The following is a 13,365-nucleotide window of genomic DNA, read 5'->3' as shown; positions in this document are numbered from 1 at the left end:
CTTAAGGAGACCCATGGATCTTAATCCTCGCCGGGTAGCGCTATTGGTTGCCGCCAATACGGCGCTGGCGCCCTTTGCTATCGACGCCTATCTGCCTGCCATGGGTATCATCGCCGAAAGTATTGGCGCCAGTATTCACCGTACTGAACTCTCCATCAGCGTATTTTTGTTTGGCTTTGCGTTGGGCCAGCTCTGCTTTGGACCGCTCTCGGATCGCGTGGGCAGAAAGCCTGTTCTGCTGGGCGGCCTGGTGGTATTTATGCTGGCCAGCCTGGCTATTACCTTGGTGGATAGTTTGCCCACTCTGCTGGCTTGGCGGTTTGTTCAGGCGCTGGGGGGCGGTGCTTGTGTGGTCAACTCAGCGGCCATTGTGCGCGACTGTTTTAGCGGGCGAGAAGCCGCCAAGGTGATGTCCACCATGGCGATGATTATGATGCTGGCGCCGCTGGTGGCACCCGCCGTGGGTAGTTTACTACTGCATATTGCTGGCTGGTGGCTGATTTTTGTGTTCTTGGCCGTTTATGCAGGTTTTTTACTCTGGCTGTTAGGCACACGGTTACCGGAAACCCGCGATATGTCGCTCCCTGCGGCTTCTCCGCGGCAAGTCATTCGCAACTACGCTAGTGTGCTTAAACACCGTGAAGGCATGGGCTATATCTGTGCGGTAGCGGCCTCCTTTGCGGGCCTGTTTGCGTTCGTGACCGCTTCGCCATTTCTCTATCTTGACTACTTTGGTCTTTCGCCAAGCACCTATCCGTTGGTGTTCGGGGTCAACGTGGTGGTGATTGCACTCTCTAACCGGGTCAATATTTACCTGCTCCGCAAGCGCACTCCCCAGCAGAATTTGCGTTTGGGTTTGCTTATACAGCTGATAGCGGCGCTAGGATTAGTTGCAGCTACCGCCTTGGATATTGCGACGCTAGCAATTGTGGTGCCGCTGGTTATGCTGTTTACCGGTATGATCGGGCTGATCACGCCCAACGCGATCTCGTCGTTACTGGATCATTTTGGTCATATCAGCGCCACGGCTACGGCGCTGCTGGGCGGCATCCAGTTTACCTGCGGCGCCCTCGCAGGCGTCATGGTAGGACTATTCGAGGTTGAGCATCTCTGGCCCATGGTGCTCACCATGCTGGGCGCTGCTTTGCTAGGCAATATCGGGGTGCGCAAACTGACTAAAGCACCTGCTGTGGATGGATAGTCTGAATGGATAGTTCGAATGGATAGCCTGAATGGATAGTCTGCTGGCTTGGGTCAATATGCCAATGAGCACCTGGTTAGCTTGCTCCGCCGTGCTGTTGCTGGGGGCTTTTGTCCAGCGGGCTACCGGTTTTGGTTTGGCCGTTATCGGGGCGCCGCTACTGTTGATGCTTGAGCCTCGCCTCGTTCCAGTCGTTCTAGTGCTGTTTGGATTTACTGTTTCGCTAATGATGGTGCGTCACTACTGGCACGAAGTGCGCCTGGATGCCATTGGTATGGCGTTAGTGGGGCGCCTTCCCGGTAATGCGCTGGGTATTTGGCTGCTGCTCGCCGCCCCCATGTTTGTGTTAGAAAAGCTGATTGCGGTGATCGTTTTATTTGCGGTGCTCGTCACCTTGTGCCGCTTTCAACTGCCGGTCAATCGCATAACGCTGTTTGGCGCAGGCGTACTCTCTGGTGTTTTCGGCACCGTTGCGGCTATTGGGGGGCCGCCCATCGTACTTTTAATGCACGGCCTTCCGGCGGATCGTGTACGCGGCAACTTAGCCGCCTTTTTCATTCTGACCTCCCTGTTAACCTTTATCACCCTTGCCTTGGCTGACCAGATTCAGCTCTGGCATTTCCAGGTCGCGCTGACCTTCCTGCCCGCGGTATTAATCGGTAACGCCTTGGCAGACGCTATAGCCCATCGTCTGGATAGGCGACTACTGCAGGGGGCTTCACTAGCGTTATGCACCCTTGCGGCGCTAGGACTCTTGTGGTGATGTAAGCCCTGGTTAGCTTTATGTAACGAAAACTTTTCTACGGTTTGCTCGCTGTCATGAAGTTGTCATGGAACCAGTGCAAGGTATGCCTTGCGAAGGCCAGATACCTACATGAACAGGAGTATTTCGCATGAACCGTATTCTCAAAACCACCGTTATCGCGGCTGCTGTAATGAGCGTTGCCGGTGTTGCTCAAGCCCGTGATCAAATCCGTATCGTAGGCTCCAGTACCGTTTACCCGTTTGCCAGCTACGTAACTGAAGAGTTCGGTGCGACGACCGGCAACCCGACGCCTGTTATCGAATCGACTGGTTCGGGTGGCGGTTTGCGTCTGTTCTGTAACGGTGTTGGTGAAGGCACGCCTGACATTACTAACGCATCACGCCGTATGAAGGTAGCTGAGTTCGAGCGTTGTGAAGAGAACGGTGTGACCGACATCACCGAAGCTAAAATCGGTTCTGACGGTATCGTGTTGGGGCAGTCAAGCGAAAATGACGTTTTTGACCTGTCCCTTGAGCAGATCTTTATGGCGGTAGCCGCCATGGTGCCGGTGGATGGTGAGCTGGTTGAAAATCCCTACACCAACTGGAGCGAGATCGATTCATCGCTGCCGGATCGTGAAATCTCTATCTATGGACCGCCGACCACTTCGGGTACGCGTGACGCCTTTGAAGAGCTGGTCATGGAGAGCGCTTCTGAAGAGTTGGGTGCTTACGGTGATGAAGGCTACACCGAAATCCGCTCTGACGGTGTGTACATCGATGCCGGTGAAAACGACAACCTGATCGTTCAGCGCCTGTCTGAAGACACTAAAGCCTTTGGTATCTTCGGCTACTCGTTCCTGGAAGAGAATACCGATACTCTGAATGCCGCTACTATCGGTGGTGTTGAGCCAACGCCGGAAGCCATTAGTGCGGGTGATTATCCAGTAGCGCGCTCACTATGGTTCTACGTGAAGAACCAGCACGCTGAAGAAGTACCGCCGATGTATGACTACGTTGATATGTTTATGAGCGAGATGATGATTGGCGATGGCGGCTACCTACGTGATATCGGCTTGATCGTTCTACCGGAACAAGAGCGTGAAGAGTGGCGCCAGGCTGTCGCAGACCGCACTGCAATGACAGCAGATGTTCTTAAGTAAGTTGGTAGGTCAGTAGTTGTAAAAATGGTCGGCAGCGCAAGCTGCCGACCCGTTATTGTTGATAGGTTTCTTAACCGGTGACCACGTGAGAGAGATGCGATGCAGACCAACCAGCTTCTTCTGATTTTTTGCGGTGCACTATTGCTGCTGGGGCTGCTGGCTTTTTTTGCTGGCCGTTCAAAAGCCACTCGGTTACGTAGCGCTGGTACGGCGATGTTCGCCCAGCCTGACCAATATGCCTGGTTTACAGTGCTCTCTACCGCTGGGCCTGCATTATTGGTAAGTGCCGTGGGAGCTTTTGCGCTGCTTTTAATGGGCGCTGACATTCCAACGCTCTATCTACTGGCGGCGAGTTTGCTGGTGGCTGCCGTAGGCTTACTGTTAAGTCTTAAACAAGTTAAGCCCGATTTTCACGCCCGCCAGGCTATCGAACGGGTCATTCGTTTGATTTTGGCCAGTGCCGCGTTAATTTCTATTTTGACGACCTTTGGCATTTTAATTTCGATTATTTCCGAGGCGCTGCGCTTTTTCCAAATGCACAGCTTCTGGGAGTTTATAACCGGCACCACCTGGAACCCTGGGGCAAGCTTTCTAGCCGCGGCAGGGCGCGGTGATGGCGGTGGTGCACAGTTTGGCTCGGTACCGCTATTTGCTGGCACCTTTATGATTACTGCCATTGCGATGTTTGTGGCGGTGCCTATCGGCTTGCTCTCAGCAATTTACATGTCTGAATTTGCGCCGCGCAATGTACGAACCGTTGCAAAGCCAGTACTCGAAGTATTGGCAGGTATTCCGACAGTGGTGTATGGCTTTTTTGCCGCTATCACCGTGGCGCCGATCATTGTCAATATTGCTGGCTTTCTGGGGCTCGATGCTTCTTACAACAATGCGCTGGCGCCCGGCATTGTGATGGGCATTATGATTATTCCCTTTATCTCTTCACTTTCTGACGATGTGATTAACGCAGTGCCCGATAGTATGCGCCAAGGATCGTTGGCACTGGGCATGACCAAAGGGGAAACGATTCGTGATGTGGTAATACCCGCGGCCATGCCGGGGATTATTTCAGCCTCTCTTTTGGGTATGTCTCGTGCCATGGGTGAAACCATGATTGTGGTTATGGCAGCGGGTATGCGCCCCAACTTGACGGCTAATCCGCTGGAAGATATGACCACGGTGACTGTTCGTATCGTCGCGGCACTAACCGGTGATCAGGAGTTTGCAAGTGCTGAAACGCTGTCTGCCTTTGCGCTTGGGTTAGTGCTGTTCGTTGTGACCTTGGCACTTAACTTGGTGTCGGTCCTGATGATACGCCGTTTCCGTGAAAAATATCGCGTCAATAACCTGTAACGCTGAGGAACTGTTTCGATGAACCACTCTTTTGACGAAATAAGCCAGCAGCTTAGGCGGCGCCACCGAAAGTCTACCCGCCTGAAATGGATAACCATGGGATCATTAGGTCTCGCTGGCCTTTTTCTGGTGCTGTTTTTTGCCGATATGCTGAGTAAAGGGCTGCCTGCTTTCCAGCAGGCCTATATTCAGACCGAAATCAACTATACCGAGGAAGCTGCCACCGACGGACGGCAAGCCTTTGACGAGGAGTTGTTGCCATTAATTAGCCGTACAGTGGTGCGTACCATTCCATTAGAGCTACGTAATAACCCTGAAATGATTGGTACCAGTAAAGTGCAGTGGGTACTGGCAACCAGTCAGGTCGATCAATATCTAAAGGGGCATAGGCATCGCTTGAGCGAAGAGGAGCGGGAAGCCCTTGACGCCAGGGTTGAAGCGGGGCAGGTTGATTTACGCTTTAATACCACTTTCTTTGGTTCGGGCGATTCAAAAATCGCTGAGAACGCGGGCATTTTATCGGCAGTGGTCGGCACCGTTATGACCATGATCGTCACCCTGGCGATCTCCTTCCCCATCGGCGTCATGACAGCGGTTTATCTGGAGGAGTTCGCTCCTGATAATCGCTTAACCCAGATCATTGAAATTAATATTAATAATCTGGCGGCTATTCCATCGATTCTGTTTGGTCTGCTGGGCCTGGCCATCTTTATTACCTTTTTCGGGGTGCCACGTTCGTCCCCATTAGTGGGCGGCATGACGTTGGCGCTGATGACGCTCCCCGTCATTATTATCTCAACGCGTACCGCATTGCGCAGTGTGCCTGAATCTATCCGTCATGCGGGTTTTGGGGTGGGTTGTTCGCGCTGGCAAGTGGTTCGCGATCATGTCCTACCCTTGGCAATGCCGGGTATTATGACCGGCTCTATTATCGGCCTGGCGCAAGCAATGGGTGAAACAGCACCCTTGATCATCGTGGGGATGGTGGCCTTTATCCCGGATGTCGGCGTTTCATTTACTAACGCGGCAACGGTGATGCCAGCGCAAATATTCACCTGGGCCGGTGAGCCTGAACAGGCGTTTGTAGAAAAAACCGCCGGCGGTATTCTGGTGCTACTCACCATACTCATCTCACTCAACGCCTTTGCCGTTGTGATGCGTAAGAAATTTGAGCGTCGCTGGTAGGCCAGTGCGTTATAGAGGACATTACTATGAATAGCCAAGCACCTGTAATGAATGGCCAGCAGCCTCCTGCGGTTGGGCAACCTTATACCCGAAATGAAACGGCGTGCCATGACCTGAGTTTCCGGATTCGTGATTTGAATCTTTGGTATGGCAAAAACCAGGCGTTGAATAACCTAAACATCGACCTGTTCCAGAAAAATGTGACGGCGCTCATCGGACCTTCGGGGTGTGGTAAATCGACCTTTCTACGCTGTTTGAACCGTATGAATGACCTGATACCCAGCGTACGTGTTGAAGGACTGGTCGAGATGGATGGGCGGGATGTTAACGCGCCCAAAATGGACGAAGTGGCCTTGCGCCGTCGGGTGGGTATGGTGTTCCAAAAGCCCAACCCGTTTCCTAAATCGATCTTTGAAAACATCGCTTATGCACCGCGTATGCACGATTTGGTTAGCCGTAAAGCCGAGCAGGAAGAACTGGTTGAAAAGGCACTGCGTGATGCCGGGCTCTGGAACGAAGTGAAAGACAAGCTGAATGAGCCAGGCACCTCGCTATCGGGTGGTCAGCAGCAGCGCCTATGTATTGCCCGCGCTATTGCGGTTCAGCCTGATGTCATCTTGATGGATGAGCCCACCTCAGCGCTTGATCCGATCTCAACAGCCACCATTGAAGACTTGATGGACAAGCTGAAAGAGAAGTTCACCATCATTACCGTCACCCATAATATGCAACAGGCGGCACGGGTGGCGGACTACACCGCGTTCTTCCACCTGGGGGAAATCATTGAGTACAACGACACCAAAGTGATGTTCTCAACCCCGGCTCAGAAGAAGACCGAAGACTATATCTCTGGTCGTTATGGTTAATTAACGTGTAACCAACAGGCCCACCATTAAGGGTGGGCCTATTGTTTAGTCAATTTTTTTACCCTTTAATATATGTTTTAGCGTATGTGGCCGTTATGCTTTCCCGTATTAAATGGCTTAAATCAGTTAGCTCAGGAGGCTCCTGTGGCACTACGTATCGGTATCAACGGTTTTGGACGTATTGGGCGCTTGGCACTGCGCAGCCTGTGGGTAAAGGTGGCCTCTGGTGACGTGGAGCTGGCGCGTATCAATGATCCCGGCGGCGATGCAGCCACCTTTGCCCATCTGCTGGAGTTTGATTCGGTGCACGGGCACTGGTCACCGGGGAAAGGCATTGAGGCAACGGATAACGCTATCTTTATCGATGACCAATCCATCGCCTTCAGCGCCAATAAAGCTATAGCCGATAGCGACTGGTCAGGCTGCGATGTAGTGATCGAGTGCTCGGGCAAAATGAAAACCACCGCAAAGTTGCAGCCTTATCTTGATCAAGGGGTAGGGCGGATAGTGGTCAGTGCGCCAGTAAAAGATCCGGGTGTGCTTAACGTGGTAGTGGGGGTGAACGACCATCTTTATGACCCTGCTCAGCATAAGATCGTCACTGCTGCCAGTTGCACCACCAACTGCTTGGCGCCAGTGGTTAAAGTGATCCAGGAAACCTTTGGTATCCGCCACGGTTCCATGACCACGGTACACGACATTACCAATACTCAAACGATACTCGATGCACCGCATAAAGACCTTCGTCGCGCCCGCGCCTGCGGTATGAGCCTGATTCCCACTACAACCGGTTCGGCAAAAGCCATCACCGCGATTTTCCCCGAGCTGGAAGGCAAGCTAAACGGCCATGCGATACGGGTGCCACTGGCCAATGCATCGCTTACCGATATGGTGTTTGAGCTTGAACGTGAGGTGAGCGTCGAAGAGGTCAATCAGGCGCTAAAAGCCGCCGCTGATGGCGAGCTTGCCGGTATTTTGGGCTATGAAGAGCGCCCGCTAGTGTCGATTGATTACCGCACCGACCCGCGCAGCTCAATCATAGATGCGCTCTCTACCATGGTGATCAACGGCACCCAGCTAAAACTCTATGCCTGGTACGACAACGAGTGGGGGTACGCCAACCGCACCGCCGAGCTGGCCCTGAAGGTTGGGCGTGAGCAGGTGGGTCGTGGCTGAATCTATGCTCGCAAGGGTGAAGGCGCTACCTTCCGAGGTGCGTCAATACATGCTGATTACCGGCAACTACTGGGCGTTTACGGTCACCGACGGCGCGTTGCGCATGCTGGTGGTGATGCACTTCCACCAGTTGGGTTACTCGCCACTAGAAATCGCCATGCTGTTTCTGTTTTACGAAGCCTTTGGCGTGGTGACGAATCTTGTAGGTGGCTGGCTGGGCGCGCGACTGGGGCTTAATCGCACCATGAATGTAGGGCTTGGCCTACAAATTATAGCGCTCGCCATGTTGATGGTGCCCGCGAACCTGCTGACCGTTGCCTGGGTCATGGCCGCTCAAGCGCTTTCAGGGATTGCCAAAGATCTCAACAAAATGAGCGCAAAAAGCGCCGTTAAGGTTCTGGTGCCCAAGGAGAGCGCCAACGCCAATAGCTCGCTCTATCGCTGGGTAGCGATGCTGACCGGCTCTAAAAATGCGCTGAAGGGGCTGGGCTTTTTTGTCGGCGGGCTACTGTTAACGTTGATTGGCTTCCAGGCCGCAGTGTTGGTGATGGCAGTGATGCTGGGCGGCGTGTTGCTGCTTTCGCTACTGCGGCTCAAGGCGGATTTAGGCCGCCAGAAAGTTAAACCCAAGTTCTCCGAAATCTTCTCGAAATCACGTGCGATTAACGTGCTCTCCGCAGCGCGTTTTTGCCTGTTTGCGGCGCGGGATGTGTGGTTTGTCGTAGCGCTGCCAGTGTTTTTATATGACCAGCACGGCTGGACGCACTGGACGGTGGGTGGGCTGCTAGCGGTGTGGGTTATTGGCTACGGTGGGGTGCAAACTCAGGCGCCTAAATTAACCCGGCTGATCAAAGGCGATGCTCGGGCGCTTACCGCAGGCTGGGCTGCGGCGCTGGCAGTGCTGGCGGTTCTGTTGGCGATGCTGCCCTTGGCGCAAGTGGGCTGGCTGGTCGTCGGGCTGCTCGCCTTTGGGGTGCTGTTTGCGATTAACTCCAGCTGGCACAGCTATTTGATCGTCCATTATGCCCGCGCCGACGGCGTTTCTATGGATGTTGGCTTTTATTACATGGCCAATGCCATGGGGCGTTTAGTGGGCACGCTGCTGTCGGGCTGGTTGTATATGGCCTACGGGCTTAGCGCCTGCCTGTGGGTGTCCGCGGCCTTGGTGGCTTCCAGTGCGTTAATGGCCCTGGCGTTGCCTAGACAAGTCGCATGATCCGCTCAACGCCCAGGCTGGGGTTAACGCTCACCTTAGGCAGCGCGCAAACGCTTGCCTGGGCCTCTAGTTACTACTTACCCGCTATCCTGGCGGTGCCCATGGCTTGCGAGCTGGGGATATCACCAAGCTGGATATTCGCGGCATTCTCAGCGGCTTTGTTGTTAACCGCTATGCTAGGGCCCAGCGTGGGGTGCTTAATTGACCAGCAAGGCGGGCGAGGTGTGCTGATGTCGTCCAACGCTGTCTTGGCACTTGGCCTGATCATCATGGCGCTGTCCCAAGGTTTGTTAAGCCTAATGTTTGCCTGGCTGATTACCGGTGTGGGCATGGCGATGGGGCTATACGACGCCGCCTTTGCTACCCTCGGGCGGCTTTTAGGTCGCAGCGCCCGCGCTTCCATTACCGGTGTGACGCTACTGGCAGGGTTTGCCAGCACTATCGGTTGGCCACTAACGGCCTTGTTGGAAAATGAGTTCGGCTGGCGAGCCGCCTGCGGCGTCTGGGCTGTTCTGCATATAGTGATAGGTCTACCGCTAAATGCTCACCTGCCCAAAGCCGGTGATAGCCCCCACCATTTTAATGACGAAAAATCAGCGCCATCACCAGAGCGGCCACGTCTGGCGATGGTGCTATTAGCCTATGTATTTGCTGCGGGCTGGTTTGTCTCAACGGCGATGGCGGCTCACCTGCCCAGGCTTCTCCAGGAAACCGGCGTGTCGCTTTCAGTTGCCGTTGCAGCGGCGGCGCTTGTTGGCCCAGCGCAAGTGGCCGCTAGGGTGGGGGAATTTGCGCTGCTGCGTCACTTGCATCCGCTTGTTGCCGCACGTGTGGCCACCACGCTCCACCCTCTAGGTGCGGCACTGCTAGCCACCATGGGTATGCCCGCTGCGGGCTTTGCGCTACTGCATGGGGCGGGCAATGGCATGATGACCATTGCCTCCGGCACGCTGCCGCTGGCGCTGTTTGGCCCGAAAGGGTTTGGTCAGCGCCAGGGCTTGATTATCGCCCCGGCAAGGGCCGCGCAAGCCTTTGCGCCGCTGCTGTTTGGCTTATTGATAGAGCATAATGGTGCTGGGGCGCTATGGCTGACCACTGGGTTGATGCTGGTGGCGTGTTTGGCACTAGTGTGTATTCGTGTGCCTCGGTTGCAGGGGTAGGCTCTCCACATAAAGGTGGCGCAGCTTCCAAAACCCCTCAACGTCAACACGCAGCCCTTGGTAGGCAAGCTCTTGTGCAATAAATAGGGTTATATCTTCATCACAATGGCGTTGGTAAAGCGCAGGGTTCGCGGGTGTGCTCGCCTCGGCGACGGCAATATTGGTGCGCCCTCCACAGCAACCATACTTGGGGGAAAGCCGAACAGTGACGATGCCACCTTGTTGTTTGATGAAGTCTAATGCGTTGCTGCTTATATCAATTACTTTATCCATTGCGCACCCCTTATCATGGTGACGACATTACTGCGCTGGATAGTAAATGGTTTCACCGTCTTCTTTGGTGAAGTGTTTGATCGGTTTTTCCAATAGCGCTAATACCTGCTCGGAAGGGCGGCACAGGCGTGTGCCTTTATTGGTCACCACAATAGGGCGATTAATCAGAAACGGGTGGGCCATCATGGCGTCGATAAGTTGATCGTCGCTCAATAAAGGATCATCCAATTTAAGTTCGTCATAGGGAGTACCTTTGCGACGTAGTAGCTCCCTGGGTGAGATCTGCATCATCGTCAACAGCTTTTCCAACTCTTCCCGGCTGGGCGGTGTTTCCAGATAATGGATCACCTCCGGCGCTTCGCCAGAGGCTTCGATCATCGCCAGGGTGTTGCGCGACGTACCGCAGTTGGGGTTGTGGTAAATAATGACGGGCATGGTGTCCTCACGATTAATTAGTTGCTTTCACTGCCGGGCGCGTTGCGTTGCGAGGGCGCGGTTTTAAAAGCGGGCGATACCCGCGTTGGATCTACCTGCTGTTTATAGCTAGCCGCGGCTTCCGCCCACCACATGAGTTGGCCTAACGTGCGGCCAAAATAGCTTTCCCAACGTTCCTGCTCTTGCTCAAATTGCCCCTCTTCGTTTAGTGCCTCCTGGGCTTTAGGTATATGAATCATGGCGGATACGGGCAGGCAGCCAAGCTCGGAGAGAAACGCGCGCATGGCAACACCGGCGCGCACGCCGCCCCACTGACCCATCGAATAGGTCACGATGGCGCTGGGCTTAAACGCAAACAGTGAAGCCCCAAAGTGATTAAGCAAATGGCTAAGTGCCGGGCTCAAGGAGTGGTTATATTCAGGGCTGACCATCACGTAGCCATCGGCAGCGGCGATTTTGTCAGCAAGCGCTGCTAAGTCCTCCGGCGCATCGGCTTTTGCGTAAGCAAAATGCGGCTTAAACGGATCGCTTAAGTTTAGTGCCAGTGGGTCAATGATTTCAGCCGTGGTATGCGGTAACGATGAAAGCAAGCGCTCGCAGGCCTTTGCTACCCGCTCGCCGAGACGCGCCGGGGAGGGCGGTGTACTGGTGCGGGTTGAGCCTAGAAATACCAAATAGTGAGCCATAGCCCTTACTCCCGATTAATGAGCGTCTGCCGGAAAATGGTGGCGGGTTTTATTGGCAATTCTTACCAGCGCCAGCATTAACGGTACTTCGACCAAAACGCCCACAACAGTGGCCAGTGCCGCACCTGACTGTAAGCCAAACAGCGCAATCGCTGCCGCGACGGCTAACTCAAAGAAATTGCTCGCACCAATCATCGCCCCCGGGGCGGCAATATTGTGCGGCAACTTCCAGGCTTTTGCCCAGCCATAGGCAATAAAGAAGATCAGAAACGTCTGAATAATCAGCGGGATCGCGATCAGCACTATATGCAGCGGATTATTGAGAATCACCTCGCCCTGGAAGGCGAACAGCAGTACCAGAGTAATGATCAAGCCAATCGGGGTGATCGGGCCAACGCGCTTCATAAACACGTTGTCGTACCACTCGGCGCCGTGCTTTTTGATCAGGGTTTGCCGGGTGATATAGCCCGCCGCAAGGGGAATCACTATATACAGAATCACTGATAGGGCGACGGTATCCCAGGGGACCTGAATATTGGAAATACCCAGTAGGAAAACCACAATGGGAGCAAAGGCAAACAGCATGATCAGGTCGTTGAGAGCGACTTGCACCAGGGTGTAGGCGGCATCGCCACGGGTCAGGTAGCTCCACACAAACACCATGGCGGTACACGGCGCGGCGCCCAACAGAATCGCTCCTGCTAGATACTGACTGGCTAACTCGGCGGGAATAAAGGGCCGAAAGATCACCATCAGAAATAGCCAGGAGATGGCGAACATAGTGAAGGGTTTGATCAACCAGTTAACGGAGGTCGTGATGACCAACCCTTTTGGCTGGCGCCGGACACCTAATAAGGAGGTAAAGTCAATTTGCGCCATCATGGGGAATATCATCGCCCAGATGAGTATCGCCACGGGTATCGACACCTGCGCCACTTCAAAGCGTGACAGCGTTTCCGGTACCGCTGGGATAAATTGCCCGACTAAAATGCCCACCACAATGGCAAGGGCTACCCATAGTGAGAGGTAGCGTTCAAAGACTCCCATGCCTTCGGCAGTGGAGGGCGATGCGTTATCTTGCAGTGCTGACATGTGAAGCTCCTGATTAGATAGCTCGTTGATTAACCCGTTTTGAAACTTCTTCAGCGCTCTCTTTACGCTCCGAGTAACGATCCGTCATCAGTTCGCTGCGGTCACGCACCAGCAGCGTGAATTTCACCAGCTCTTCCATAACATCGACGATACGGTCGTAGAAAGGGGAGGCTTTCATGCGGTCGTTATCATCAAATTCCATAAAGGCTTTGGGCACAGAGGATTGATTGGGAATCGTCAGCATACGCATCCAGCGTCCAAGAATGCGCAGTTGGTTGACAGTATTGAAGGATTGTGAACCGCCGCATACCTGCATCACGGCCAATGTCTTTCCTTGGGTGGGGCGTACGCCGCCTAGGGAGAGCGGGATCCAGTCTATTTGCGCTTTCATAATGCCGGTCATGGCCCCATGGCGTTCCGGGGAGCACCACACCATGCCTTCGGCCCATTGGGCTAGTGTGCGTAGTTCGTCGACTTTGGGGTGACTGGCCTCTTCACTATCCGGTAATGGCAGCCCTCTAGGGTCAAAGATGCGCGTTTCTGCACCCATGGCATTGAGCAAGCGCGCGGCTTCCTCCACCGCTAAACGGCTGAAAGAGCGTTCACGCAGGGAGCCGTACAGCAGCGATATTTTTGGCGCGTGTGCAGCGCCTTGCGGGATGCCCAACCGCTCGCTGCTGGGAGGGGAAAAGAGTTCCGCATCTATGTTGGGTAAATCATTTAGGTTTGAAAAGTCAGTCGGTGAGGTCATCTCGGCTTACCCGTTTCAAGTCATGTTAGGTTGCTGACCTTATCATATATGTTTTTTCGTATATTTC

At 54.1% G+C, this 13,365-nt stretch carries 14 protein-coding genes; 9 read left to right on the top strand and 5 right to left on the bottom strand.

Translation table 11 applies throughout. The features are described from left to right. Window positions 1-13 precede the first annotated feature (13 nt). The 9 genes from ACFIOZ_RS13655 (at window position 14) to ACFIOZ_RS13615 (ending at window position 10,061) form a co-directional block, all read left to right on the top strand. A complete protein-coding gene (locus ACFIOZ_RS13655) occupies window positions 14-1,201 on the top strand; it encodes a Bcr/CflA family multidrug efflux MFS transporter (protein WP_386078649.1) in 1,188 nt (395 codons plus the stop codon). 31 nt (window positions 1,202-1,232) lie between these two features. Then, the gene (locus tag ACFIOZ_RS13650) at window positions 1,233-1,964 is read left to right on the top strand and encodes a sulfite exporter TauE/SafE family protein (RefSeq protein ID WP_386078647.1); all 732 of its coding nucleotides are present in this window, start codon (window positions 1,233-1,235) and stop codon (window positions 1,962-1,964) included. A 130-nt stretch (window positions 1,965-2,094) separates the two neighbouring features. Further along, a complete protein-coding gene (locus ACFIOZ_RS13645) occupies window positions 2,095-3,108 on the top strand; it encodes a substrate-binding domain-containing protein (protein ID WP_386078644.1) in 1,014 nt (337 codons plus the stop codon). Between the two features lie 99 nt (window positions 3,109-3,207). Beyond that, complete coding sequence (pstC, locus tag ACFIOZ_RS13640) at window positions 3,208-4,458, top strand: phosphate ABC transporter permease subunit PstC (RefSeq protein ID WP_386078642.1); 1,251 nt, start codon at window positions 3,208-3,210, stop codon at window positions 4,456-4,458. Window positions 4,459-4,476: 18 nt separating this feature from the next. After that, the gene (pstA, locus tag ACFIOZ_RS13635) at window positions 4,477-5,643 is read left to right on the top strand and encodes a phosphate ABC transporter permease PstA (protein ID WP_386078639.1); all 1,167 of its coding nucleotides are present in this window, start codon (window positions 4,477-4,479) and stop codon (window positions 5,641-5,643) included. A 26-nt stretch (window positions 5,644-5,669) separates the two neighbouring features. Continuing rightward, window positions 5,670-6,509 carry a phosphate ABC transporter ATP-binding protein PstB gene (pstB, locus tag ACFIOZ_RS13630; protein WP_386078636.1) on the top strand — a complete coding sequence of 280 codons (840 nt, stop codon included), beginning with the start codon at window positions 5,670-5,672 and terminating at the stop codon, window positions 6,507-6,509. Window positions 6,510-6,653: 144 nt separating this feature from the next. Then, window positions 6,654-7,685: an ArsJ-associated glyceraldehyde-3-phosphate dehydrogenase gene (locus ACFIOZ_RS13625; RefSeq protein ID WP_386078633.1), complete on the top strand. Its 1,032-nt coding sequence runs from the start codon at window positions 6,654-6,656 to the stop codon at window positions 7,683-7,685. 4 nt (window positions 7,686-7,689) lie between these two features. Further along, window positions 7,690-8,901, top strand: coding sequence for an organoarsenical effux MFS transporter ArsJ (gene arsJ / locus ACFIOZ_RS13620; protein ID WP_386084081.1), 1,212 nt, complete (start codon window positions 7,690-7,692; stop codon window positions 8,899-8,901). After that, complete coding sequence (locus ACFIOZ_RS13615) at window positions 8,898-10,061, top strand: MFS transporter (RefSeq protein ID WP_386078630.1); 1,164 nt, start codon at window positions 8,898-8,900, stop codon at window positions 10,059-10,061. The genes arsJ and ACFIOZ_RS13615 overlap by 4 nt, the downstream gene beginning before the upstream one ends. Here the strand turns inward: ACFIOZ_RS13615 and ACFIOZ_RS13610 are convergent. The 5 genes from ACFIOZ_RS13610 to arsH are packed head-to-tail and all read right to left on the bottom strand — an operon-like array spanning window position 10,026 to window position 13,298. Further along, a complete protein-coding gene (locus ACFIOZ_RS13610; protein WP_386078627.1) occupies window positions 10,026-10,334 on the bottom strand; it encodes a CC/Se motif family (seleno)protein in 309 nt (102 codons plus the stop codon). The two genes, ACFIOZ_RS13615 and ACFIOZ_RS13610, sit on opposite strands and share 36 nt — an antisense overlap. Window positions 10,335-10,361: 27 nt before the next feature. Then, complete coding sequence (arsC, locus tag ACFIOZ_RS13605) at window positions 10,362-10,769, bottom strand: arsenate reductase (glutaredoxin) (protein ID WP_386078625.1); 408 nt, start codon at window positions 10,767-10,769, stop codon at window positions 10,362-10,364. A 17-nt stretch (window positions 10,770-10,786) separates the two neighbouring features. Next, on the bottom strand, window positions 10,787-11,455 hold the full coding sequence (locus ACFIOZ_RS13600) for an NADPH-dependent FMN reductase (RefSeq protein ID WP_386078623.1): 669 nt from the start codon (window positions 11,453-11,455) through the stop codon (window positions 10,787-10,789). Window positions 11,456-11,470: 15 nt separating this feature from the next. Beyond that, window positions 11,471-12,547 (bottom strand): ACR3 family arsenite efflux transporter, encoded by a 1,077-nt coding sequence (arsB, locus tag ACFIOZ_RS13595; protein WP_386078620.1) that lies wholly within the window; start codon window positions 12,545-12,547, stop codon window positions 11,471-11,473. 13 nt (window positions 12,548-12,560) lie between these two features. Then, the gene (arsH, locus tag ACFIOZ_RS13590) at window positions 12,561-13,298 is read right to left on the bottom strand and encodes an arsenical resistance protein ArsH (RefSeq protein WP_386078618.1); all 738 of its coding nucleotides are present in this window, start codon (window positions 13,296-13,298) and stop codon (window positions 12,561-12,563) included. Window positions 13,299-13,365: the final 67 nt, after the last annotated feature.

Source organism: Vreelandella sp. F11 (assembly GCF_042466685.1).
Taxonomy (GTDB): domain Bacteria; phylum Pseudomonadota; class Gammaproteobacteria; order Pseudomonadales; family Halomonadaceae; genus Vreelandella.
This window is presented reverse-complemented; position numbering and strand designations above follow the sequence as displayed.